Below are 22,556 nucleotides of genomic sequence, written 5' to 3'. Positions count from 1 at the left end.
GGGCCTCCAGTCCGCATCGTGAGCAGGAACGGTCGGGTCGGTGCGCCCGAGGCGACCATCGCTGCTCACGAAGCACGCCGGCGCAGTCGCTCCGCGACCAGGCGATCGAGCGCGAGGGCGTCCCACGGGGCGTGCCGCTCGGCGTCGTTGTCGAAGTACACGTAGACGTCACGGCCGGCGTCGGCGTGCTCGAGCACGGTTGTCGCCCACGCCCCGAGTGCCTGTGGCGAGTACCCGTCGTGGTAGGTCCGGGGCGCGCCGTGCAAGCGCAGGTACGCGAGCCGCGCTCCGGTGTCCGCCCGGAACCGCGGGAAGTCGCCCGCGTGCGAGTCGACGAGCGCGACTCGGTGTCGGCGCAGCACGTCGAGGTGCTCGTCGCCGAAGCCGGCTGCGCGGACCTCGAGCGCGTGGTGGATCGACCACGCCGGTTCCTCGGGCTCCACGAGACCGTCCGGCTCCTCGGTGACCTTGTCGTCGTGGTGCCGTGCGAGTTCGGCTGCCGCACCGTGGCTCCGGGGGAGCAGCCCGAGGAACGCGTCGAGCACCTCCGGCGTCGGGAGCAGGCGCTCGGGCAGCTGCCAGAGCACCGGCCCCAGCGTGTCCCCGAGTTCCAGCGGGCCCGAGGCGAAGAAGTTCGCCAGCGCGGTCTCGACGTTCCGCAGCCGCAGCATGTGCGTGACGTACCGGCCGCCCTTGACCGCGAACCGGAACGGCTGGCCGCCAGAGGCCGCACGCCACGCCCGGTACCGCGCCGGACGCTGCAGCGAGTAGAAGGATCCGTTCAGCTCCACCGTCGGGAACCGCGACGCCACGTGCTCGAGCCACCGCCGCTTCGCGAGGCCCTCGGGGTAGAAGTCCCCACGCCAGCCGTCGTACTGCCAACCCGACAGTCCGATCCGCACCGTGGCCGAGGGGTCGGCGCCGACGTGTCGAGGCGCTGCGATCGCGTCGTGGTCGGAGGGCATCGACCCACCGTATTCCCGCTGCGGCATGGCGGCACACCCGGGCGACACGCCCCGTTTTGGTGCGGATGCGAGCCTTGTGCAATACTTGTCGAGTTGTCGGAACGGCCCCATCGTATAGCGGCCTAGTACGCTGCCCTCTCACGGCGGTAACGCGGGTTCGAATCCCGCTGGGGTCACCAGCACGAAAACCCCCGTCGGCTCCGGCTCGGCGGGGGTTTCGTCGTCTCGGCTAGCCTGGATCGTCCCCGTCGGCCGGGGATTGCGTCCCCCTCGGCCGGGGACTGATCGCCTCGCGACGGGAGCACGATGCACGCTGAACGCCCACCGCACCTGCGCTGGATCCTCATCGTCCTCGTCGCCCTCGGGGGTGCGATCGGGACGGCCGTCCGCGCACTGCTCGCCACGGCGTTCCCCGCGCACGACGGGATCAGCTGGACCATCCTCGTGATCAACGTCGTCGGGGCGTTCTGCCTCGGGTTCCTGCTCGACGCGCTCGCACGCCGCGGCCCGGACGTCGGTCGTCGTCGCGCGGTCCGGCTGTTCGTCGGCACCGGCGTGCTCGGTGGCTTCACGACGTACAGCACGCTGGCCGACGACACCGCGCAGCTGCTCGACCTCGGGCGCTGGACGGCGGGCAGTGGGTACGCCCTGTTCACGGTCGTCCTCGGACTCGTCGCGGTCGTCCTCGGCCTGTGGGTCGCCTCGGCCACCCGGCCCGGAACCCGCGCCGAACGGCGGGAAGACGCTCGATGAACCCGGCGGAACTGCTCCTCGTCGCGGTCGGCGGGGGAGCGGGCGCTGCCCTGCGCTTCGTACTCGACGGCGTCGTCAAGACGCGGGTCGCCGGTTCGCGGTTCGCCGCGTTCCCGGTCGGGACCCTGCTCATCAACGTGTCCGGCTCGCTCGTGCTCGGGGTCCTGACGGGCCTCGCGCAGGCAGGCACCATCCCCGCCTCGACGGTCGCTGTGCTCGGGACGGGCATGATGGGTGGGTACACGACGTTCTCGACGGCGAGCGTCGAGACCGTACAGCTCCTCCGATCCGGCAAGACCCGGCTCGCCGTCCTGAACGGCCTCGGGATGCTCGTCGTCTCGGTCGGCGCAGCTGCGCTCGGCCTCTGGATCGGAAGGAACTCATGACCTCGGAACGCCCCGGCGAACTCGTCCTCGTCCGTCACGGAGAGACGGAGTGGTCGAAGAGCGGGCAGCACACCGGCCGCACCGACATCCCGCTCACCGACAACGGTGTCGAACAGGCGAAGCGCGCGGGCCGGTACCTCGGCGACAGGTCGTTCGCGCTGGCGCTGTCGAGCCCGCTGCAGCGTGCCCGTGACACCGCGGACCTGATCGGCGTCGAACCCGAACTCGACGAGGACCTGTACGAGTGGGACTACGGCGCGTACGAGGGCCTCACCACCCCGCAGATCAAGGTGCTGCGCCACGGTCCGTGGGACCTGTGGACCGACGGGGTCCCCGCCGGCGACACCCCCGGTGAGAACGCCGCCGAGGTCCGGGTCCGTGTCGAGCGCATCCTGAACCGTGCCCGTCCGGTGCTCGCCGAGGGCCACGACGCGGTGTTCATCGCCCACGGTCACGTGCTGCGGGCGCTCGGTGCCGCATGGATCCGGCTCGCGCCGCAGGACGGCGCCGTGCTGAAGCTCGGCACCGCCTCGGTCAGCATCCTCGGCTACGAGCACGGCCGCCCCGTGATCGACGCGTGGAACATCCAGCCGCGCGACTGAGCACGCGCGACTGACGCTCGCGAAAGCGACGGACCCGCGGCACGCGGGACCGTCCGATCCACGAAAGCGACAGATTGCCGCGGACCTCCCGCAGGAACCTGTCGCTTCCGCGGAACACGCCGTGGACGCGACCACCGGACGGACGGGAGGCCCGTGGCAGCGCCGCCACGGGCCTCCCGTCCGTCCGCTGCGCACGTTCCTTCCCCTGCCACGCGCGATGGCAGGTGGAATCGGGCGTACCTGCTCGAAAGGAACGACCTCGTACGCCCGATTCGACCAGGTACGCCCGGAACGACCAGGCGTCAGACGGTCCGGATCGCGCTCGTCGCACCCAGGGCGCGGCCGCGCCGGCGCTCGATCGCACGCCCGACGAACAGCAGCCCCACGCTGACCGCGGCACCGAGCACGGTCTGCGCGATGCGGTCGAGGGCCAGGAGCTGCGGTGCCTCGGGCAGGCTCAACCACGACACCGCCAGCGCGAGCGGGGTGAGGAACAGCAGGCAGACGGCGTAGTTCCGGGCGACGAAGATCTCGGCGAAGAACTGCCCGACGACGGCCAGCACGACGATCCACCACGCCGACGGCTCGAGCAGCAGGATCCCGACCGCGATCACGGTGCCGCCGATCGTGCCGACCACACGCTGCCCGGCGCGGACGACGGTGTGCCGCTGCCGGATGGCCGGCAGGGTCGACACCACCGCGATGACCGCCCAGTAGGGGTGCCCGAGCCCGGGGATCGACTCCGCGACCGCACCCGCGACGAGTGACCCGACGACGTTGAGCGCGACGGTCTCCCACAGCGCCGGCGTCCGCAGGACCGCGAGCGACCGGTGCTTGCGGTCGGCCAGTGGGCGGAACCGGTGCGGGGCGTGCGGGTGGAACACCCGGCGGAGCACCGAACCGGACATCGCGACCAGCCAGGCCCAGACCACCGAGCAGACGATGATCGTCGTGACGAGCGGGACGTCCGCCGGGCGCATCGGCACGAGTGCGGACACGACGAACGCGAACACCGGGAAGATCGGCTGCGCGGGGATCGCCCGGAGCGTGGAGAGGGTGCAGACCGCGACCACCAGGACGACGACGAGTCCCACGGCCTGCAGCCAGAGCGGCGACCCGACGAGCCCGACCCCGATGCCGGCGAACATGCAGAGCGCCTGCAGTGCACCCGCGACGCCGGTGGTGACGGCGCGCTGCCGGTAGGGCTCCGTCGCACCGAAGATGGCGGTGAACCCGGCGAACATGGCGAAGGCGGCGTACCCCGGCATGCCGAGGGCGATGAGCAGCGCGAGTGGTGCGCCACCGGCGATCGCGGCGCGTGCCGCGCCCTCGAGGTTGATGGTCCGGGTCGAGTGCGCAGGTGTCGTCATGTCGTCACCATCTTCCCACCGCGTCAGGTGTCGGGGAGCCGCCACGAGCCTCCAGGTTGCGTCGTCGCGGGGTGACGGGCCAGCGGCGCGCGGGGTGCCGCGCGTTGGTATACCAATGGTAGAGTCGCCTGATCGCGCCGCGGTCGCGGCGCAACGACGAGGACGAGGAGGGCTGAGCTCATGGGAAAGACGCTCGCCGAGAAGGTGTGGGACGACCACGTCGTGGTCAAGGGCGAGGACGGCAACCCCGACCTCCTCTACATCGACCTCCACCTCGTGCACGAGGTGACGAGTCCGCAGGCGTTCGACGGCCTGCGGCAGGCCGGGCGACCGGTGCGTCGCCTCGACCTGACGATCGCCACCGAGGACCACAACACCCCGACGCTCGCCATCGACCGTCCCATCGCGGACCCGACGAGCCGGATCCAGATCGAGACGCTCCGCCGCAACTGCGAGGAGTTCGGCGTCCGGCTGCACTCCCTGGGCGACAAGGAGCAGGGCATCGTCCACGTGGTCGGCCCGCAGCTCGGCCTGACCATGCCCGGCATCACCGTGGTCTGCGGCGACTCGCACACCAGCACCCACGGGGCCTTCGGCGCGATGGCGTTCGGCATCGGCACGTCCGAGGTCGAGCACGTCCTCGCCACCCAGACCCTGCCGCTCAAGCCCTTCAAGACGATGGCGATCACGGTCGAGGGCACGCTCCGCCCGGGGGTGACGGCGAAGGACATCATCCTGGCCGTGATCGCGAAGATCGGCACCGGCGGTGGACAGGGCTACGTGCTGGAGTACCGCGGCTCCGCGATCCGCGCCCTCTCGATGGAGGGCCGCATGACGATCTGCAACATGTCGATCGAGGCCGGTGCCCGCGCCGGCATGGTCGCCCCCGACCAGACCACCTACGACTACGTGCAGGGCCGCGACCACGCGCCCACCGGTCAGGACTGGGACGACGCCGTCGCGTACTGGGAGACGCTCGCCACCGACGACGACGCCGTGTTCGACGCCGAGGTGTTCATCGACGCGGACGAGCTCGAGCCCTTCGTCACCTGGGGCACGAACCCCGGCCAGGGCGTCTCGCTGTCCGAGAGCGTGCCGGACCCGGCCGCCTACAGCGACCCCAACGACCAGGCCGCCGCACGCCGCGCCCTGGAGTACATGGACATCACCGCCGGCACCCCGATGAAGGACATCGCCGTCGACGCGGTGTTCATGGGGTCCTGCACGAACTCGCGCATCGAGGACCTGCGGGCGTTCGCCTCGATCATCCAGGGCCGGCAGAAGGCGCCCGGCGTGCGGGTGATGGTCGTCCCGGGTTCCGCCCGCGTCCGGCTCGAGGCCGAGGCCGAGGGGCTGGACAAGATCATCACCGAATTCGGTGCCGAGTGGCGGTTCGCCGGCTGCTCGATGTGCCTCGGCATGAACCCCGACCAGTTGGCACCGGGGGAGCGCTGCGCGAGCACCTCGAACCGCAACTTCGAGGGTCGGCAGGGCAAGGGCGGGCGCACGCACCTGGTGTCGCCGCTGGTCGCCGCGGCCACCGCGATCCGGGGCACGCTGTCCAGCCCGTGGGATCTGCAGACCGACGACGCGCTGGCGTCGGTGACGAACCACGAGACCGCCACCACCGAGGGGACCTTCTGATGGACAAGATCACCACCGTCACCGGCATCGCGGCCCCGCTCAAGCGGTCGAACGTCGACACCGACCAGATCATCCCCGCGGTCTACCTCAAGCGCGTCACCAAGACCGGCTTCGAGGACGCCCTGTTCTCCGGCTGGCGGCAGGACCCCGACTTCGTGCTGAACCAGGAGCGCTACCAGGGCGCCCGCGTCCTGGTCGCCGGGCCCGACTTCGGCACGGGTTCGTCGCGCGAGCACGCCGTCTGGGCGCTCCGTGACTTCGGCTTCGCGGTCGTCGTGTCACCCCGCTTCGCGGACATCTTCCGGGGCAACGCCGGCAAGCAGGGCCTGGTCACCGCGATCGTGACCGAACCGGAGGTCGAGCGCCTGTGGGCCGCCATCGAGGCGAACCCGGGCATCGAGGCGACGGTCGACCTCGTGACGCAGCGCGTGTCGCTGGGGGATGTGGACGTCCCGTTCGAGATCGACGCTTACACTCGTTGGCGGTTGATGGAAGGGCTCGACGACATCGGGCTCACCCTCCGTGACGAGACCTCGATCACGGAGTTCGAATCCCGCCGCTCCAGTTGGCGGCCGAAGACATTGCCGGTGAAGTAGTGAACTCTCTCGTACAGGACGCAGCGGCCGCAGGGGCGCGCGTGGGCCTCAAGTCGGACGAGATCGTCATCCGCGGGGGCAAGCCGCTCGTGGGACGCATCGAGGTGCGTGGGGCGAAGAACCTCGCGACCAAGGCCATGGTTGCGTCGCTGCTCGGTGACACCCCGTCGATCCTCCGTGACGTGCCGGACATCTCCGACGTCAAGGTGGTCCGCGGGCTGCTCGAGGTGCACGGCGTGCGCATCACCGATCCTGCACGAGGCGAACTCATCCTCGACCCGTCGCGCGTCGAGTCGGCGCACTTCGCCGAGATCGACGCGCACGCCGGTTCGAGCCGCATCCCGATCCTGTTCTGCGGTCCGCTGCTGCACAAGCTCGGCGAGGCGTTCATCCCCGACCTCGGCGGCTGCCGCATCGGCGACCGCCCGATCGACTTCCACCTCGACGCCCTCCGTGCCATGGGCGCTGTCGTCGACAAGCAGGTCAACGGCATCCACCTGACGGCCCCGGACGGCCTGAAGGGCGCCTCGATCGAGCTGCCGTACCCGAGCGTCGGCGCCACCGAGCAGGTCCTGCTCTCAGCGACCCTCGCCAAGGGCGTCACGGAGCTGCGGAACGCCGCGATCGAGCCCGAGATCATGGACCTCATCGCGATCCTGCAGAAGATGGGCGCCATCGTCTCGGTCGAGCCGAACCGCGTCATCTTCATCGAGGGCGTCGAGTCGCTCCGCGGCTACACGCACCGCGCGATCAACGACCGCAACGAGGCCGCGAGCTGGGCCTCCGCCGCGCTCGCCACCAACGGCGACATCTTCGTCGAGGGTGCGAACCAGCAGGAGCTCATGACGTTCCTCAACGTCTTCCGCAAGGTCGGCGGCGGGTTCGACATCCAGGAGGACGGCATCCGGTTCTACCGCGAGCTGGACACCCTGAAGCCCGTCGTCATCGAGACCGACGTGCACCCCGGCTTCATGACGGACTGGCAGCAGCCGCTCGTCGTCGCGCTGACCCAGGCCGACGGCCAGAGCATCGTGCACGAGACCGTCTACGAGAACCGCTTCGGCTTCACCGACGCGCTGAACGAGATGGGTGCCGACATCGTCGTGCACAAGGAGGGGCTGCCCGGCCACGACCGCCGTGTCGCCCGCCGCCCGTTCGAGCAGGCCGCCGTCATCACCGGTCCGACGAAGCTGCACGCCGCCAACGTCCGCGTCCCCGACCTGCGTGGCGGGTTCAGCCACCTCATCGCGGCGCTGACCGCCGACGGCGAGTCGCACATCACCAACGTCGGCATCATCAGCCGCGGCTACGAGCACTTCATCCCGAAGCTGCGCAAGCTCGGCGCCGACTTCGACTTCGCAGGCTGAGCGCGGTGTCGTTCCCCCAGTCGTCCCCGGAGCCGGCTGACGGTCCGTCGCGTCCCGGCGACGGCCTGGAGGCCCCTGGCGGCTCCGACGCGCAGGTCGCGACCGGCATCCCCGTGCGTGGGCGCCGGTGGCGCCGCGGCGAGCTGAACACCGCGTTCCGCATCGTCGCCTCGATCGTCATCCCGACGTTCCGGTTCTCGGCGCGCTACCACTGGCACGGCCCGAACCGCCTGCCGGCCGAGGGCGCGTTCGTGCTCGCGCCGAACCACTTCACGAACATCGACCCCCTGGTCGTGGGCACCGCGGTGTACATCTCGAAGCGGGCGCCGCGGTTCCTCGCGAAGGCGTCGCTGTTCACGGTCCCCGTGGTCGGCAAGCTCATGTCCGGAATGGGACAGATCCCCGTGGAACGGTCCGGCCGGACGCGGCTGAGCGACCCGCTCGGTGGCGGACGGTCCCTGGTCGAGCAGGGTGGGGCGATCATCGTCTACCCCGAGGGCACGCTGACCCGCGACCCCGACCTCTGGCCGATGCGTGGCAAGACGGGGGCGGTGCGGATCGCGCTCGAGAACGACGTGCCGATCATCCCGATGGCCCACTGGGGCACGCAGAACATCATGGCGCGGTACGGCAAGAAACTCCGGCTGTTCCCGCCGTCCCGGGTCGACGTGATCATCGGCGACCCCGTCGACCTGTCGGCGTACCGCGGTCGGCAGATCGACCAGCAGATGCTCGGCGAGGCCACCGAACTCGTGATGCGCGAGATCACCGCGCTGCTCGAGGTGCTCCGTGGCGAGCGGGCACCCGCGACCCGCTGGGACCCGGCGGCGAACAACCAGAAGGAGACCGGCCGGTTTGAGTGACCTCCGACCCCACGACGACCGACCAGACCCCGCCGCCGCGGCTCCGGGGGCCTTCGACACCGCTGCGATCCGGGTGGTCATGCAGTCGACCGACAAGCCCCGGGTCGCCGTGATCGGTGCCGGCAGCTGGGGGACCACCTTCGCGAAGGTGCTGGCCGAGGGCGGTGCGTCCACCGTGGTGTGGGCCCGGCGCCCCGAGGTCGCCCGCGAGATCACCGAGACGAAGCGCAGCTCCGACTACCTGCCGGGCATCAACCTGCCCCGCACCCTGACCGCGTCGACGTCCCTCGAGCGTGTGCTGGACGGTGCCTCGCAGGTGTACGTCTCGGTGCCCTCGCAGACCCTGCGCTCGAACCTCGCCGCGATCCGCGAACTGCTGCCCGCCGACGTGCCGGTCGTCAGCCTGATGAAGGGCGTCGAGAAGAGCACGGGACTGCGGATGAGCGAGGTCCTGCTGCAGGGCCTCGGCATCGACCAGGACCGCATCGCGGTGGCCAGTGGCCCGAACCTGGCGCTCGAGATCGCCCGACGGCAGCCGACCGCTGCCGTGGTGTCGTCGTCCTCGCTGGAGACCGCCACCGAGGTCGCCGCAGTCGCGACGAACCCGTACTTCCGGTCGTTCATCAACACCGACGTCATCGGCACCGAGTTCGGCGGCGTGCTGAAGAACCTCATCGCCGTCGCGATCGGCATCGTCGACGGGGTCGGCTACGGCGAGAACACCAAGGCGTCGATCATCACGCGCGGCCTCGCCGAGATGACCGACTTTGCGGTGTCGCTCGGTGCGCAGTCGTCCACGCTGTCCGGGCTCGCGGGCCTCGGCGACCTCATCGCGACGTGCCAGTCGCCGCTGTCGCGGAACAACACCGCCGGGCGGCTGCTCGGCCAGGGCTACCGGTTCGACGAGGTCGTCCGCCAGATGAACCAGACGGCAGAAGGGCTGGCGTCGGTCGCCCCGATCCTCGAGCTGGCCGCGGCGAACGGCGTCGACATGCCCATCGTCAGCCAGGTCGGCGAGGTCCTCGCCGGTAGGCTCGATCCGCGCAACATCGCGCCGCACCTCACCGAGACCGACGAGCCGCAGGGCGAGTGACCGGTCCCGCCCCGAGTCACGAAGGGACTCCCGTGCCCACGATCCCCGAGGGAACCCCCATGCCCAGGACCACCGTCGCCGTGCTCTTCGGCGGTCGCTCGAGCGAGCACGAGATCAGCTGCGTGACCGCCGGCGGCATCATGGACGTCGTCGATCGGGCCGAGTACGACCTCGTGCCGATCGGGATCACCCAGGACGGCGCGTTCACGCTGCAGTCCGACGACCCGGCGCAGTGGACCATCCGCGACGGTGCGCTGCCCACCGTGCCCGACAACGGCACGCGGATCGCGTTCCCCACGTCGCCGGCCACCAACGAACTCGTCGTGTCCCATCCCGACGGCACGGTCACAGCGATCCCGGTCGACGTGGTGTTCCCGATCCTGCACGGCCCCTTCGGTGAGGACGGCACGATCCAGGGCCTCCTCGAGATCGCCGGGCTGCCGTACGTCGGCGACGGCGTGCTCGCGAGCGCCCTGGCGATGGACAAGCACGTGGCCAAGGCCGTGCTCGAGCACGCCGGGCTGCGGGTCGCACCGTGGACCACGGTGCTCCGCCGGCAGTGGGCGGCCGACCCGGTGGACGTCGCCGAGACGATCGCCGCCCACGGCTGGCCGCTGTTCGTCAAGCCGGCCCGCGCCGGGTCGAGCATGGGTGTCTCACGCGTGGACGAGCCCGGCCAGCTGGGCGCCGCGATGGACCTGGCGTTCGAGCACGACTCGAAGGTCATCGTCGAGCCCCGCGTCATCGGCCGCGAGGTCGAGGTCGCCGTGCTCGAGGGCCGCGACGGAGTACCGCGCACGAGCCTGCCGGGAGAGATCGTGGTGGCCGAGGACGGTTTCTACGACTTCGCGTCGAAGTACCTGGGCGGCGACGAGTCGCTGCTCTGCCCGGCACCGCTGACCGGCGACCAGACCGACGAGATCCGCTCCATCGGTGCCCGCGCGTTCGAGGCCATCGGTGGTTCGGGGCTCGCCCGCGTCGACTGCTTCCTGACCGACGACGGCTTCGTCGTGAACGAGGTCAACACGATGCCGGGCTTCACCCCGCTGTCGATGTACCCGCGCTGCTGGGCGGCGTCGGGAGTGTCCTACGGCGAGCTGGTCACCGAGCTCATCGAGCTGGGTCGCGCGGCCGTCCGCTGACGCGGGCCCTGGTCTGACGAGCGGCGGCGTCAGCCCTGCACGTCGGCCGGGTCCAGGCATTCGTGCCCGTCCTTCGGCAGCGACGACACGGCGTCGGACAGCTCCTGCACGACCGTCGACGTGGTCTTCGTCGAATCGACGACGACCTGCGCCGCCGGCGACCGACCGAACGTCGTGAAGACGACCTGGTCGCCGCGGTCGTCGCGGATCCAGTCGACGCCGCCCTGAGAAAAGCAGGGCAGGTCGGACACCGTGGGCACGGCGACGCCGCAGTGGTAGATCGCGACCTCGGGGTCGCCCCAGGCCGCGGTCGACTGCGCGTTCGTGTTCCGCAGGTCGAACTTCGAGTCGACGGTCGCCGGCAACCGGACCTGCACGGAGGCGCACGCCGCTGCGTTCGCCGACGGGGCCGCGGACATCGACACGGCGTTCGTGCACCCGGTGAGCCCGGCGGCGAGGGTGATAACCGCTCCCACGATCGCGAGGGTGCGAGGGGTGCGGCGCGCGGTGTCCATCGCTGTCCAGGCTACCGTTCTCGTGTGGACGCGACGTACGACGCCTGGGCCGGACCGACCGTGGGGGAGCTCGGCGAACTCGTCGTCCTCGACCGGATCACGAGTCGACTGCCCTCGGGGACGCCGATCCTCGGCCCGGGTGATGACTGCGCCGTCGTGGCCGCCCCGGACGGTCGGTTCGTGGTCACGACGGACATGATGGTGCACGGCCCGGACTTCCGGTGGGCGTGGTCCTCGCCGGAGGACGTCGGGTGGAAGGCGGCCGCCACGAACCTCTCCGACGTCGCCGCGATGGGTGCCGTGCCGAGCGGACTCGTGATCGCCCTCGCCGCACCGCAGGACACCCCCGTGGCCGTCCTCGAGGGCATCGCCGACGGCTTCCGGCTCGCCGTCGATGCACTCGCGCCGGGGTGCGGGGTCGTCGGGGGAGACCTCTCCACCTCGGCGACGTTCACGGTGGCCGTCACCGCCTTCGGCGATCTACGGGACCGCGCGCCCGTGCTGCGGTCGGGCGCCCGCGTCGGTGACGTGCTCGCGGTGTCCGGCGAGCTGGGCCGGGCAGCCCGAGGACTCGCGCGCCTGTTCCGTGACGGCGTCGACGACCGGGGCGAGCCGGACCGTGCGGCGACGGTGTCGAGCGGGGCAGACACCGACCCCGACGTCGGGCGCCAACGCCGCCCGGTGCCCCCGATCACAGATGGGCCGCTCGCGGCCGAGGCCGGAGCCACCGCGATGCTCGACCTCTCCGACGGCCTGGCGATCGACGCCGGTCGGCTGGCGCGCGCGAGCCGGGTGACGCTCGAACTCGATGCCGCCACCGAGTTCGACGACGCGACGCTGCACGGTGGCGAGGACCACGGCCTGCTCGCCACGTTCCCCGCCGGCGCGGCCCTGCCCGGGGGGTTCCGCCGCGTCGGTGGCGTGCGGGAGCGCGGGGCCACGGACCTGCTGCGCGCCGGGTCCCCGGTGCCGACGACCGGCTGGGACCCGTACGCCGACTGGGACGGAGTCGCCGGCTGACCTGCTGACCGATGCCTCCCGGTCGGTGCACGAGCACGGTGCGACAGAACGCGCGTCGTTCGACACGTGCACTGTCGCAGAGCGCGTGCGCCCACGCGCAGAACGCGTGCGCCCACGCGCAGAACGCTCAGCCCGTGGCGACGGCCTCCCACGCGACGGTCTCGCCGTAGCTGCGCTTGCTGAACGGAGCGAGGCCCGTCGGCCAGCTCGGCTCGGGGGAGCGCTTGCTCCGCTCGACCACGACGACCGCCTCCGGTGTCAGCTTCGGCGCCAGGGCCTCGAGCACCTCGGCGAGTTCGTGCTCCGTGACGTCGTAGGGCGGGTCGATGAACACCAGGTCGAAGGTGCGGACGGTCCCGCGGAGGTACCCGAGCACCGGCTGCGGCTGGACGTCGATCCGGACGCCGGGGATCCGCTGTTGCACGGCCTTCGCGTTCGCCCGGCAGGCCTGCGCGGCGGCGGACGCACGGTCGACCAGGACCACCTCGACCGCACCACGGGACGCCGCTTCGAGCCCGAGCGCGCCCGTCCCCGCGTACAGGTCGGCCACCGACGTGTCCTCGACGAGGCCCCGTGCCTCGAGCGACGAGAACAGCGCCTCGCGCACGCGGTCGCTCGTCGGCCGGGTGCCGGACTTCGGCACCCGGAGCGTCAGGGAGCCGGCGGCGCCGGCGATGATGCGGGTCATGCAGCCACCGTATCGGCCCGGCGGGTCCGGTCCGGTGTTCTCCACAGGGCCGCCCGGAGGCGCGGGGCGGGTCGGTCGTGCCCGGTACCGTTGGAGCGTGGTCACCTCCGGAACCCCCGCTGCGCCGGCCGCGCCCGACCTCGGTCCGGCGCCGCTCGACGCGCGGCTCGCGAACGTGCTCGGCGGTCGGACTGCGACGGCGATCGAGAAGGCGTTCGGCTACCGCACAGTGGGCGAGTTCCTCGAACACGCGCCTCGCCGCTACGCCGAGCGTGGTGCACTGACGGCCCTCGACTCGCTCGCGATCGGCGAACCCGTCACCATCGTGGCCGAGGTGGTCGACGTCCGTGAACGCACCATGCGCGCGCGCCGCGGCTCGATCCTCGAAGCGAAGATCGGCGACGGCAAGGGCCTGCTCACCCTCACGTTCTTCAACCAGGGGTGGCGCACGAAGGACCTCGTCCCCGGCGCCCGGGGCATCTTCTCCGGCAAGGTCAGCGACTACCGCGGTGCCCGGCAGCTCGCCCACCCGGACTACGAGCTCTTCGACCCGGACGACCCCCGGGCCACGGCCGACCCTGGTTCCGACGAGGCGATCCGGTGGTCGCGCCAGCCGATCCCGATCTACCCGGCGACGGCCTCCCTCACGTCGTGGCAGATCGCGAAGTCCATCGGGATCATCCTCGACACCCTGCCGGACCTGCCCGATCCGGTACCGGCGTCCGCGCGGTCGCGGCTCGACCTCGTGTCGTTCCGCCGGGCCCTGGAACTGCTGCACCGCCCCGAGAAGGTCGCGGACTTCAAGCGCGCGCAGGACGCCCTGCGCTACCGCGAGGCGTTCGTGCTGCAGACCGCCCTGGTGCAGCGGCGGATCGCAGCCCGTCGCACCGCGGCCACCCCGCGCGTGGCCGCTCCCGGTGGCATCCTCGAGCGCTTCGACGCCACCCTGCCCTTCACGTTGACGGACGACCAGCGGGCCGTCGGCGCCGACATCGACCAGGACCTCGCCCGCACCTGGCCCATGCACCGGCTGATCCAGGGCGAAGTCGGGTCCGGCAAGACCCTCGTGGCGATCCGGGCGATGCTCACCGTGGCCGAGTCCGGCGGACAGTCCGCGCTCATCGCACCGACCGAGGTGCTGGCGGCCCAGCACCTGCGCTCCATCGTGAAGTTCCTCGGGCCGGACCTGGCGGCCGAGCTCCGACCGGTGATCCTGACGGGGTCGCAGTCCACCGACGAACGCCGTCGCGCCCTGCTCGCCGCCGCATCGGGCAGCTCCCGGCTCGTCGTCGGCACGCATGCGCTCCTGGGTGACCGGGTGGACTTCGCAGAGCTCGGACTCGTGGTGGTCGACGAGCAGCACCGCTTCGGGGTGGAGCAGCGCGAGGCCCTCCGCACCAAGGGGGCGACCCCGCCGCACGTGCTCGTGCTCACCGCGACGCCGATCCCGCGCACCGTCGCGATGACGGTGTTCGGCGACCTCGACGTCTCGACCATCACGGGCATGCCGTCGGGGCGCGCCGGCGTCGAGACCTTCACGGTCCCGTTGGCGGAGCACCCCGGGTGGGAACCCCGGATCTGGTCCCGCATGGCCGAAGAACTGGCCAAGGGCCGCCAGGCGTTCGTCGTCTGCCCGGCCATCGACGACGCCCACACCGAGGACGACGGCGAGCCGGAGCCGGCCGAGGGGCAGGACGACGCCCCGAAGCGCAACCCGGCCACCGTGCTCGCCACGGCCGAGCGGATGCGCACCATGCCCGTCCTCGAAGGGCGCTCGATCGCGGTCCTGCACGGCCGGATGACCGCCGACGAGAAGGACCGCGTGATGACGTCCTTCGCCGTCGGCGACCTCGACGTGGTCGTCGCGACGACCGTGATCGAGGTCGGCGTCGACGTCCCGAACGCGGCGATGATGGCCGTCCTCGACGCCGACCGGTTCGGGGTCTCGCAGCTCCACCAGCTCCGCGGCCGCATCGGTCGTGGGCAGTGGGCCGGCGTCTGCCTGCTGGTCACCTCGGCCGAGCTCGAGACCACCTCGCGCGAACGCGTCGACGCGGTGGCCGCCTCGGACGACGGGTTCGAACTCGCGCGGATCGACCTCGAGCTCCGACGCGAGGGCGACGTCCTCGGTGAACGGCAGTCCGGCGGTCGGTCGTCGCTGAACCTGCTCCGGGTGGTCGAGCACGCCGACCTCATCGTCGATGCGCGCGAAGAGGCCGAGCGTGTGCTCGAGCCCGATCCCGAGCTCGAGGGGTCCCCGGCCCTCCGTGACGCACTCGCCCGGCGCCTGGACGAGTCCGACGCGGCGTTCCTCGGCAAGAACTGACCCGGGGCGCAGCGGCCCCGGGCGGTATCGTCGCTGGCATGGCGCAGATCGCGGTGGTCCCCGGTTCCTTCGACCCAGTCACCCTCGGACACCTCGACGTCATCGGCCGTGCGGCCGGACTCTTCGACGAGGTGCACGTCCTCGTGGTGCACAACCCCGACAAGAAGCCGGCGATGTTCGAGGCGGTCGACCGGGTGCGACTCATCCGCGACTCGCTGGTCGAGGTCGGTGCGCCCGAGACGGTCACCGTGGGTGAGTGGACCTCCGGGCTCTTGGTGGACTACTGCCGGCAGGTCGGCGCGAAGGTCCTGGTGAAGGGCGTGCGGTCCGGCGAGGACGTCGCGTACGAGACCCCGATGGCCATCATGAACCGCCACCTCGCCGACGTCGAGACGGTGTTCCTGCTGCCCGAGGCGTCGAGGGCGCACGTGTCGAGTTCGCTCATCCGCCAGGTGTCGTCCCTCGGCGGCGACGTCACGCCCTACGTGCCGAAGACCGTCGCCGACGCGCTCGCTGCCCGCTGAACACCCCCGCTGAACCACACCGCGTCCGGACACGCCCGTCGCCACCTCGACTCTCGGCCCCGATCGCGCTAGGCTTGTCGATCGTGTCTTCCCCCGTGAACAGCCCCTACGCCCTGCGCGTGCGCGACCTCGCGCACCGGCCGGGCGAGATGCGCGAGCACACGCTCGACATCGAGGTGCCCGACGCGATGGGGGTCGGTCTGATCGGCGTCCGACAGGGTGCCGAGCTGCACATCGACGTCAAACTCGAAGGCCTGCACGAGGGTGTCCTCGTGTCCGGACACGCTTCGGCCGACGCCACGGGGGAGTGCTCGCGCTGCCTCATCGACATCAGCGAACCGATCGAGGTCGATTTCGCCGAGCTGTTCGCGTATGATGCCTCGGAGGATTTCGACTTCTTCGTTCGCGATGACCACGTGGACACCGAACAGGTCGTTCGAGATGCGGTGGTGCTGTCGCTGCCGTTCCAGCCGGTCTGCCGACCGGACTGCCCAGGACTCGACCCGGTGACGGGTGAGCGTCTGGCCGACCTCGGCGAGCAGCCCGCTCGTCAGGTCCTGGATCCCCGCTGGGCAGCGCTCAGCGCGATCGAGCTCGACGACAGCGCCGCAGGTTCCAACGACGGTGACACCACCGCACCGAAGACCACCGAGGGCGAGGAGCGGGCCGAGACCGAGTAGGTCCCGACGCCGCCAGCCCCCGTACCGACCACCGACCAACCGAAAGAGATTCACCATGGCCGTTCCCAAGCGCAAGCAGTCCCGTGCGAACACGCACGCCCGTCGTTCGCAGTGGAAGGCCACGCCGATCCAGCTCGTGAAGACGATCGAGAACGGTCAGGTCACCTACAGCCTCCCGCACCGCGCGAAGGTCGTCGAGGACTCGGCCGGTACGCCCCTGTACATGGAGTACAAGGGCCGCAAGGTCGCCGACGTCTGATCGGACCGAACGCATGACGACAACGTCCGGCGCTGCGGGGTCTCGCCCCGCGGGGCCGGACGTCGTTCGTCTGCAGGGCATCCTCGGGATCGACATCGACCTCGAGCTGCTCCAGTTGGCCCTGACGCACCGCTCGTACGCCTACGAGCACGGGGGCATCAAGCACAACGAGCGCCTCGAGTTCCTCGGGGACTCGATCCTCGGCCAGGCCGTGACCGTGAAGCTCTACCGGTCGTTCCCCGACCTCGACGAGGGTGACCTCGCCAAGCGTCGGGCGAGCCTGGTGTCGACCGTGGCGCTGGCCGAGATCGCCCGGATGATCGGGCTCGGCCGCTACCTGCGCCTCGGCAAGGGCGAGGAACAGACCGGCGGGCGCGACAAGTCGTCGATCCTGGCCGACACCGTCGAAGCCGTCATCGGCGCGACGTACCTGTCCGCCGGTCCCGACCCGGCCACGGAGCTCGTGCTCCGCCTGGTCGAGCCGCTCATGATCGACCCGGACCGCTTCGGCGCGGCGATGGACCCGAAGACGAGCCTGCAGGAGCTCGCCTCCAGCCGCTCGCTCGGCAACCCGGCGTACCGCGTCACCGAGACCGGCCCGGACCACGACAAGACCTTCATGGCGACGGTCGTCCTGCAGGGCGAGGACATCGCCACCGGCACCGGGTCGAGCAAGAAGGCCGCCGAGATGGCCGCCGCGCTCGACGCCTGGACCCGGCTGTCCGGTCGAGCGGCCTGACCGCGTGCCCGAACTCCCCGAGGTCGAGGTCGTCCGCGCCGGCCTCGAACCCGCCGTCAGCGGTGCGCGGGTCCTGCACGTCGACGTGGTCGACGACCGTGCCCTCACCCGGCACGACGGCCCCGCCGAGGACTTCGCGGACCGGCTGACCGGTCGCACCATCGCCGCCGCCGTCCGCCGGGGCAAGTTCCTCTGGATGCCGTTGCGGTCCGAGCACGACGGGGATCGCCCCGAGGCGCTCGTCGCCCACCTCGGCATGAGCGGGCAGATCCTGCTCGGCCGTGATCGACCGGCCGCGAAGCACCGGCGGATCCTCATCGACGTGCAGCCCGCGGGCACCGACCGCTCCGGTGCGGCGGAGCCCCCCGTGGAGCTCGAGTTCGTCGACCAGCGCACGTTCGGTTCGATGGCGATCGACGCGATGGTTCCCACTATCGACGGCGCCCCCGCGGGGTTCGGCGGGCAGGTCGACGCGCTCGAGCCCGACGCCGTGTGGCGCCGGTGGGTGCCCGGGCAGGTGTCGCACATCGCCCGTGACCCGCTCGACCCCGCGTTCGACGACGACCGGTTCGCCGCGATGGCGCGGAAACGCTCGAGCGGCATCAAACGGGTGCTGCTCGACCAGGGCGTCGTGAGCGGCATCGGCAACATCTACGCGGACGAGTCGCTGTGGGCCGCGAAACTGCACTACGACCGCGCCGCTGACCGGCTCACCCGCGCCGACCTGCGACGGTTGCTCGACGAGGTCCGCGCCGTCCTGCGCCGGGCGCTCGAGGACGGCGGCACGAGCTTCGACGCCCAGTACGTCAACGTCAACGGGCAGTCCGGGTACTTCTCCCAGCGCCTGAACGTGTACGGGCAGCAGGGGAAGCCGTGCCCGCGGTGCGGCACGACGATCGTGCGCGAGGCCTTCATGAACCGGTCGAGCCACATCTGCCCCGTGTGCCAACCGCGCCCACGCCCGCGCACGCGTTAGCCTGACGCCCAGGAGCACAGCCGCAGCACGCGCGAGCACACCCGGAGACCGCATGTACTTGAAGAACCTGACCATCAAGGGGTTCAAGTCCTTCGCGCAGCCGACCACGTTCGCGTTCGAACCGGGCGTCACGTGCATCGTCGGCCCGAACGGCTCCGGCAAGTCGAACGTGGTGGACGCCCTGGCGTGGGTGATGGGGGAGCAGGGGGCGAAGACCCTGCGCGGCGGCAAGATGGAGGACGTCATCTTCGCCGGTACCTCGACCCGCGGTCCACTCGGTCGCGCGCAGGTGCTTCTGACCATCGACAACAGTGACGGTCTCCTGCCGATCGAGTACTCCGAAGTGACGATCGCACGCACGCTGTTCCGCAACGGCGGCAGCGAGTACGCCATCAACGGCGAGAACTGCCGACTGCTCGACGTGCAGGAGCTGCTGAGCGACACCGGCCTCGGCCGTGAGATGCACGTGATCGTCGGGCAGGGGCAGCTCGACAAGGTGCTGCACGCCACCCCGGAGGACCGCCGCGGCTTCATCGAGGAGGCCGCGGGGATCCTGAAGCACCGTCGCCGCAAGGAGAAGACCCTCCGCAAGCTCGACGCGATGCAGACGAACCTGACCCGCCTGTCCGACCTGGCCGGTGAGATCCGGCGGCAGCTGAAACCCCTCGGGCGCCAGGCCGAGGTCGCACGCAAGGCCCAGTCGGTCGCCGCGGTCTTCCGCGACGCCAAGGCCCGCATCCTCGCCGACGACGTGGTGCGCCTGCGCCGCGAGCTGCACGACCACCAGGAGGTCGAGGCCGGCCGCAAGTCCGAGCGCATCGTCCTGACCGAGCGGCTCGACCAGACCCGGGTGCGCCAGCAGCACGTCGAGCAGAGCATGGTCGGCGACGACGTCGACCGCGCCCGTACCGTCGTGCACCGGCTCGAGAGCGTGCAGGAGCGCCTCCGCGGCCTGTCGAGCCTGGCGAACCAGCGCCTGATGTTCCTCGCGCAGCAGGCCGACGCGCCACAGCAGGGCCCGACCGTCACCCAGGAGCAGGTCGCCGGGGTCCGTGCCGAAGCCGACCGCCTCGCCGCTCGCGCCGACGAGATGCAGGGCGGCTCGGCGACGACCGCCCGCGCGGTGCAGGACGCCCGCGCCGCGCTGGACGCTCTGGACGAACGCATCGCCGCCCAGGCTGCCCGGGTCGCGCAGCACGACCTCGAGGCGCAGCGGCTCGCCAGCGCCGTCGACGTCGCCCGGTCGAAGCGCGGTTCCGCCGTCGCCGACCGCGAGCGGCGGGAGCGGGCACTGGCCGAGGCGGGGGAGCGTGCCGAGCGTGCCGCGGCGGCCCTCGCCGAACTCGGGATCGACCCGTCCGAGGGGGTCGACGAGACCGCGCTCGCGCAGACACTGGAGCAGGCGCGCGCCGAGCTCGAACACGCCCAGGCCGCGCGCGACGAGCAACGTGACCAGCTGCACACCCTGGAGCGCGAGCGGGACGCCCTCGACGCCCGGGTCACCGCGCTCGGCATGTCGATCGAGGTCCGCGATGGTTCGCAGGCCCTGATCGACGCCGGTCGCGCGGGCATCGTCGGTCGCCTGGCCGACAGCCTGACCGTGTCGCCCGGGTTCGAGGCCGCGATCGCCACCGCGCTCGAGGGACTCGCCGACGCCGTCCTCGCCGAGGATCGCGGCATCGCGCTCGATGCCGTCGACCACGCCCGTGCCGCGGACCTCGGTCGGATCGACGTCGTGGTCGCCGACGCCCTGGTCGTCCCGGCAGCATTGCCCGACACCCTGCCCTCCGGCGTCCGACGCGCCACCGACCTGGTGCAGGGACCGCCGGCGCTCGCGTCGATCCTGCGTGACACGCTCGTCGCGGAGACCGACGACCTCGACCTGGAGGCGGTGCTCACGGCTGCCCCGCACGCCACCGTGGTCACCCGGTCCGGCGACCTCGTCCGTGCGGTCCGCGTGACCGGCGGCGGAGAGCGCGTCACCTCGCGCATCGAGCTCGTCGCGGAGCGCGACGACGCGGTGACCCGACGCGACACGATCGCGACCGACGCCGAGGACGCGGCCACGGGCCTCCAGGCCGCGCGCAGCGCCGTCGAGGACGCACGCCGCCGTGCGGACGAGGCCGACGCAGCATCCCGCGCGTACACGCGGGCGAAGGCCGAGTACGACCGCGCGAGCGCATCGACGCGGGCGAAGGCGGAGAACGCCGCGGCCGAGGTCGACCGCCTGCGTGCCGCGCTGGCCGAGACGGACGGTGCCGTCGAGGGCGCCGAGGCGGTGCTGGCCGAGGCCGAGTCAGCGCACCGCGCGTTCACCGAGCAGGAGCGCCCAACGGTCGACGCGTCCGAGCGCCCGGCGCTGCAGGACGCGCTCGAAGCCGCACGCGCCGCCGAGGTCGAGCAGCGCATCCAGGTGGAGACCGTTCGGGAGCGTGTGCGCGCCGAACGGAACCGCGCCGACCAGCTCGAACGCCAGCTCGAGGCCGAGCGCGCCGCCGCCGAGGAAGCCGCGCGGCTCGCCGTCATCCGCCGTGGCCAGATCCGGACCGCCGAGGCCGTGCTCGCCGACCTGCCCGGGGTGCTCGGCGCGGTCGACCGCTCGCTCGCCGAAGCACGGGTGCAGCTGGCGACGGAGGAGTCGGAGCGGTCGAAGCGCAACACCGAGCTGCAGACGATCCGCAACGAGGAGCGCGAACTCCGGGACCGTCTGCAGACCATCACCGACGGCGTGCACTCGCTCGAGATGGAGATCTACGAGAAGAAGCTGCACGTGTCGGGCGTCCTCGACCGGGCCCAGAGCGAGCTCGGGCTGTCCGAGGCGGTCCTGGTGGCCGAGTACGGGCCGCACGTGCCGGTGCCGGTCGACGTGCTCGTGGACCCGCGGGTGCGCGCGAGGAAGCACCGCGAGGCGGAGCGCGCAGCGGCGGTCGCCGCGGCCGACGCCGCGGGCGTGGTCGAACCGGACCGCGCGGACACCGTCACGGACGCGCACGCAGACGCAGACGCAGACGTCGAGACGAGCACCGACGACCTGGCCCTCGTCGACGCCGAGTCCACCCTGCCCGGCGGCCCGGCGCTGCCCGAGTTCGACACGACCGACGAGGTCGACCCCGCCGACGTCGAGACCGTGCCCTACGTCCGCGCCGAGCAGGAGCGCCGACTCAAGGCTGCCGAGCGCGACCTCGGGCAGCTCGGCAAGGTGAACCCGCTGGCGCTCGAGGAGTTCCAGGCGCTCGAGCAGCGGCACGCGTTCCTCGCCGAGCAGCTCGAGGACCTCCAGAAGACGCGGACGGACCTGCTGACGATCATCGACGAGCTCGACACGAAGATGCAGACGATCTTCGAGTCGGCGTTCAACGACACGAAGGACGCCTTCGACGTCATCTTCCCGATCCTGTTCCCGGGTGGCTCGGGGTCCATCAACCTGACCGACCCGACCGACCTGCTCGGCACCGGGATCGACGTGCAGGTGAAGCCCGCCGGCAAGAAGATCGACCGCCTGACCCTGCTGTCCGGCGGCGAGCGGTCCCTGGCGGCGGTGGCGCTCCTCGTCGCGATCTTCACTGCGCGGCCGTCGCCGTTCTACATCATGGACGAGGTCGAGGCGGCACTCGACGACGCGAACCTCGGCCGCCTGCTGACGGTGTTCGAGCGACTCCGCGAGTCGTCCCAGCTCATCGTCATCACGCACCAGAAGCGCACGATGGAGATCGCCGACGCTCTGTACGGGGTGTCGATGCGGCAGGACGGCGTCTCCGCCGTCGTCGGCCAGCGGGTGCAGAAGCGCGAGCCGGCGGACGCGGTCGCGTAGGCGCAGCGCGCAGCGTTCCGCATCCGGCGAAAGCGACAGATCTCCGCCGACAGTTCGCGGCACACTGTCGCTCTCGCGGGGGAGAACGCGCGGCGGCGATGAGATCTGTCGCTTTCGGGGCACTGGCCCGCACCGCCTACAGACGGGAGGCGCGGTGCCAGTGGACTGGTCCCCGGTTCTTGGACTGATTAGTCGGTTCAAGATCCGGGGATGGTTCGTGTGGGTGGTACCGCGTCG

At 71.4% G+C, this 22,556-nt stretch carries 21 protein-coding genes and 1 tRNA gene; 18 read left to right on the top strand and 4 right to left on the bottom strand.

Annotation, left to right across the window (positions count from 1 at the left end):
* Window positions 1-65: 65 nt before the first annotated feature.
* Complete coding sequence (locus DEJ17_RS14220; RefSeq protein WP_110894850.1) at window positions 66-965, bottom strand: DUF72 domain-containing protein; 900 nt, start codon at window positions 963-965, stop codon at window positions 66-68.
* Window positions 966-1,068: 103 nt separating this feature from the next.
* Between DEJ17_RS14220 and DEJ17_RS14215 the strand changes: the two genes are divergently transcribed.
* The 4 genes from DEJ17_RS14215 (at window position 1,069) to DEJ17_RS14200 (ending at window position 2,706) form a co-directional block, all read left to right on the top strand.
* Window positions 1,069-1,144 (top strand) — tRNA-Glu (locus DEJ17_RS14215).
* Window positions 1,145-1,271: 127 nt separating this feature from the next.
* On the top strand, window positions 1,272-1,718 hold the full coding sequence (locus tag DEJ17_RS14210; protein ID WP_110894849.1) for a CrcB family protein: 447 nt from the start codon (window positions 1,272-1,274) through the stop codon (window positions 1,716-1,718).
* The gene (gene crcB / locus DEJ17_RS14205; RefSeq protein WP_110894848.1) at window positions 1,715-2,104 is read left to right on the top strand and encodes a fluoride efflux transporter CrcB; all 390 of its coding nucleotides are present in this window, start codon (window positions 1,715-1,717) and stop codon (window positions 2,102-2,104) included. Before DEJ17_RS14210 ends, crcB begins: the two co-directional genes overlap by 4 nt.
* The gene (locus DEJ17_RS14200; protein WP_110894847.1) at window positions 2,101-2,706 is read left to right on the top strand and encodes a histidine phosphatase family protein; all 606 of its coding nucleotides are present in this window, start codon (window positions 2,101-2,103) and stop codon (window positions 2,704-2,706) included. Before crcB ends, DEJ17_RS14200 begins: the two co-directional genes overlap by 4 nt.
* A 302-nt stretch (window positions 2,707-3,008) precedes the next feature.
* On the opposite strand, the gene DEJ17_RS14195 is transcribed toward DEJ17_RS14200, so the two are convergent.
* Window positions 3,009-4,076 (bottom strand): FUSC family protein, encoded by a 1,068-nt coding sequence (locus DEJ17_RS14195; protein WP_110894846.1) that lies wholly within the window; start codon window positions 4,074-4,076, stop codon window positions 3,009-3,011.
* Between the two features lie 180 nt (window positions 4,077-4,256).
* Between DEJ17_RS14195 and leuC the strand changes: the two genes are divergently transcribed.
* From leuC to DEJ17_RS14165, 6 genes are all read left to right on the top strand, one after another.
* A complete protein-coding gene (leuC, locus tag DEJ17_RS14190; protein ID WP_110863956.1) occupies window positions 4,257-5,720 on the top strand; it encodes a 3-isopropylmalate dehydratase large subunit in 1,464 nt (487 codons plus the stop codon).
* Window positions 5,720-6,316 (top strand): 3-isopropylmalate dehydratase small subunit, encoded by a 597-nt coding sequence (gene leuD, locus DEJ17_RS14185; RefSeq protein ID WP_110894845.1) that lies wholly within the window; start codon window positions 5,720-5,722, stop codon window positions 6,314-6,316. The genes leuC and leuD overlap by 1 nt, the downstream gene beginning before the upstream one ends.
* The gene (murA, locus tag DEJ17_RS14180) at window positions 6,316-7,683 is read left to right on the top strand and encodes a UDP-N-acetylglucosamine 1-carboxyvinyltransferase (RefSeq protein WP_071405672.1); all 1,368 of its coding nucleotides are present in this window, start codon (window positions 6,316-6,318) and stop codon (window positions 7,681-7,683) included. Before leuD ends, murA begins: the two co-directional genes overlap by 1 nt.
* 5 nt (window positions 7,684-7,688) lie before the next feature.
* Window positions 7,689-8,546 carry a 1-acyl-sn-glycerol-3-phosphate acyltransferase gene (locus DEJ17_RS14175; protein ID WP_110894844.1) on the top strand — a complete coding sequence of 286 codons (858 nt, stop codon included), beginning with the start codon at window positions 7,689-7,691 and terminating at the stop codon, window positions 8,544-8,546.
* 79 nt (window positions 8,547-8,625) lie between these two features.
* On the top strand, window positions 8,626-9,639 hold the full coding sequence (locus DEJ17_RS14170) for an NAD(P)H-dependent glycerol-3-phosphate dehydrogenase (RefSeq protein ID WP_110894873.1): 1,014 nt from the start codon (window positions 8,626-8,628) through the stop codon (window positions 9,637-9,639).
* A 59-nt stretch (window positions 9,640-9,698) separates the two neighbouring features.
* On the top strand, window positions 9,699-10,781 hold the full coding sequence (locus DEJ17_RS14165; protein WP_110894843.1) for a D-alanine--D-alanine ligase family protein: 1,083 nt from the start codon (window positions 9,699-9,701) through the stop codon (window positions 10,779-10,781).
* A 29-nt stretch (window positions 10,782-10,810) separates the two neighbouring features.
* Here DEJ17_RS14165 and DEJ17_RS14160 read toward each other — a convergent pair whose 3' ends face one another.
* Window positions 10,811-11,296, bottom strand: coding sequence for a DUF3515 family protein (locus tag DEJ17_RS14160; protein ID WP_110894842.1), 486 nt, complete (start codon window positions 11,294-11,296; stop codon window positions 10,811-10,813).
* A 24-nt stretch (window positions 11,297-11,320) separates the two neighbouring features.
* Here DEJ17_RS14160 and thiL point away from each other — a divergent pair, with 24 nt between their 5' ends.
* Window positions 11,321-12,316 (top strand): thiamine-phosphate kinase, encoded by a 996-nt coding sequence (gene thiL, locus DEJ17_RS14155; protein WP_110894841.1) that lies wholly within the window; start codon window positions 11,321-11,323, stop codon window positions 12,314-12,316.
* Between the two features lie 127 nt (window positions 12,317-12,443).
* Here thiL and DEJ17_RS14150 read toward each other — a convergent pair whose 3' ends face one another.
* Window positions 12,444-13,004, bottom strand: coding sequence for an RsmD family RNA methyltransferase (locus DEJ17_RS14150; protein ID WP_110894840.1), 561 nt, complete (start codon window positions 13,002-13,004; stop codon window positions 12,444-12,446).
* 97 nt (window positions 13,005-13,101) lie between these two features.
* Between DEJ17_RS14150 and DEJ17_RS14145 the strand changes: the two genes are divergently transcribed.
* The 7 genes from DEJ17_RS14145 to DEJ17_RS14115 all read left to right on the top strand — a co-directional run bounded on the left by DEJ17_RS14145 (window position 13,102) and on the right by DEJ17_RS14115 (window position 22,319).
* Window positions 13,102-15,330, top strand: a complete 2,229-nt coding sequence (locus tag DEJ17_RS14145) for an ATP-dependent DNA helicase RecG (protein ID WP_258366824.1) — start codon at window positions 13,102-13,104, stop codon at window positions 15,328-15,330.
* Between the two features lie 38 nt (window positions 15,331-15,368).
* Window positions 15,369-15,854 (top strand): pantetheine-phosphate adenylyltransferase, encoded by a 486-nt coding sequence (coaD, locus tag DEJ17_RS14140; protein WP_110894839.1) that lies wholly within the window; start codon window positions 15,369-15,371, stop codon window positions 15,852-15,854.
* Between the two features lie 95 nt (window positions 15,855-15,949).
* Entirely contained in the window at window positions 15,950-16,534 is a 585-nt protein-coding gene (locus tag DEJ17_RS14135; protein ID WP_110894838.1) for a DUF177 domain-containing protein, read from the top strand.
* Window positions 16,535-16,589: 55 nt separating this feature from the next.
* On the top strand, window positions 16,590-16,793 hold the full coding sequence (gene rpmF, locus DEJ17_RS14130; protein WP_017888273.1) for a 50S ribosomal protein L32: 204 nt from the start codon (window positions 16,590-16,592) through the stop codon (window positions 16,791-16,793).
* A gap of 13 nt (window positions 16,794-16,806) precedes the next feature.
* Window positions 16,807-17,532, top strand: a complete 726-nt coding sequence (gene rnc / locus DEJ17_RS14125; protein ID WP_258366823.1) for a ribonuclease III — start codon at window positions 16,807-16,809, stop codon at window positions 17,530-17,532.
* A gap of 4 nt (window positions 17,533-17,536) precedes the next feature.
* Complete coding sequence (mutM, locus tag DEJ17_RS14120) at window positions 17,537-18,508, top strand: bifunctional DNA-formamidopyrimidine glycosylase/DNA-(apurinic or apyrimidinic site) lyase (RefSeq protein WP_110894837.1); 972 nt, start codon at window positions 17,537-17,539, stop codon at window positions 18,506-18,508.
* 52 nt (window positions 18,509-18,560) lie between these two features.
* On the top strand, window positions 18,561-22,319 hold the full coding sequence (locus DEJ17_RS14115; RefSeq protein ID WP_110894836.1) for an AAA family ATPase: 3,759 nt from the start codon (window positions 18,561-18,563) through the stop codon (window positions 22,317-22,319).
* The last annotated feature ends 237 nt before the right edge of the window (window positions 22,320-22,556 follow it).

Origin of the sequence: Curtobacterium sp. MCSS17_011, assembly GCF_003224275.1 — a bacterium.
Classification (GTDB): Bacteria; Actinomycetota; Actinomycetes; order Actinomycetales; family Microbacteriaceae; genus Curtobacterium.
This window is presented reverse-complemented; position numbering and strand designations above follow the sequence as displayed.

Excerpts from the sequence above, each read along its gene's own strand:
- DEJ17_RS14220 (WP_110894850.1), bottom strand. The coding sequence starts at position 965 with ATGCCCTCCGACCACGACGCGATCGCAGCGCCTCGACACGTCGGCGCC.
- DEJ17_RS14210 (WP_110894849.1), top strand. The coding sequence starts at position 1,272 with ATGCACGCTGAACGCCCACCGCACCTGCGCTGGATCCTCATCGTCCTC.
- crcB (WP_110894848.1), top strand. The coding sequence starts at position 1,715 with ATGAACCCGGCGGAACTGCTCCTCGTCGCGGTCGGCGGGGGAGCGGGC.
- DEJ17_RS14200 (WP_110894847.1), top strand. The coding sequence starts at position 2,101 with ATGACCTCGGAACGCCCCGGCGAACTCGTCCTCGTCCGTCACGGAGAG.
- DEJ17_RS14195 (WP_110894846.1), bottom strand. The coding sequence starts at position 4,076 with ATGACGACACCTGCGCACTCGACCCGGACCATCAACCTCGAGGGCGCG.
- leuC (WP_110863956.1), top strand. The coding sequence starts at position 4,257 with ATGGGAAAGACGCTCGCCGAGAAGGTGTGGGACGACCACGTCGTGGTC.
- leuD (WP_110894845.1), top strand. The coding sequence starts at position 5,720 with ATGGACAAGATCACCACCGTCACCGGCATCGCGGCCCCGCTCAAGCGG.
- DEJ17_RS14170 (WP_110894873.1), top strand. The coding sequence starts at position 8,626 with ATGCAGTCGACCGACAAGCCCCGGGTCGCCGTGATCGGTGCCGGCAGC.
- DEJ17_RS14165 (WP_110894843.1), top strand. The coding sequence starts at position 9,699 with ATGCCCAGGACCACCGTCGCCGTGCTCTTCGGCGGTCGCTCGAGCGAG.
- DEJ17_RS14160 (WP_110894842.1), bottom strand. The coding sequence starts at position 11,296 with ATGGACACCGCGCGCCGCACCCCTCGCACCCTCGCGATCGTGGGAGCG.
- DEJ17_RS14150 (WP_110894840.1), bottom strand. The coding sequence starts at position 13,004 with ATGACCCGCATCATCGCCGGCGCCGCCGGCTCCCTGACGCTCCGGGTG.
- coaD (WP_110894839.1), top strand. The coding sequence starts at position 15,369 with ATGGCGCAGATCGCGGTGGTCCCCGGTTCCTTCGACCCAGTCACCCTC.
- rpmF (WP_017888273.1), top strand. The coding sequence starts at position 16,590 with ATGGCCGTTCCCAAGCGCAAGCAGTCCCGTGCGAACACGCACGCCCGT.
- rnc (WP_258366823.1), top strand. The coding sequence starts at position 16,807 with ATGACGACAACGTCCGGCGCTGCGGGGTCTCGCCCCGCGGGGCCGGAC.
- DEJ17_RS14115 (WP_110894836.1), top strand. The coding sequence starts at position 18,561 with ATGTACTTGAAGAACCTGACCATCAAGGGGTTCAAGTCCTTCGCGCAG.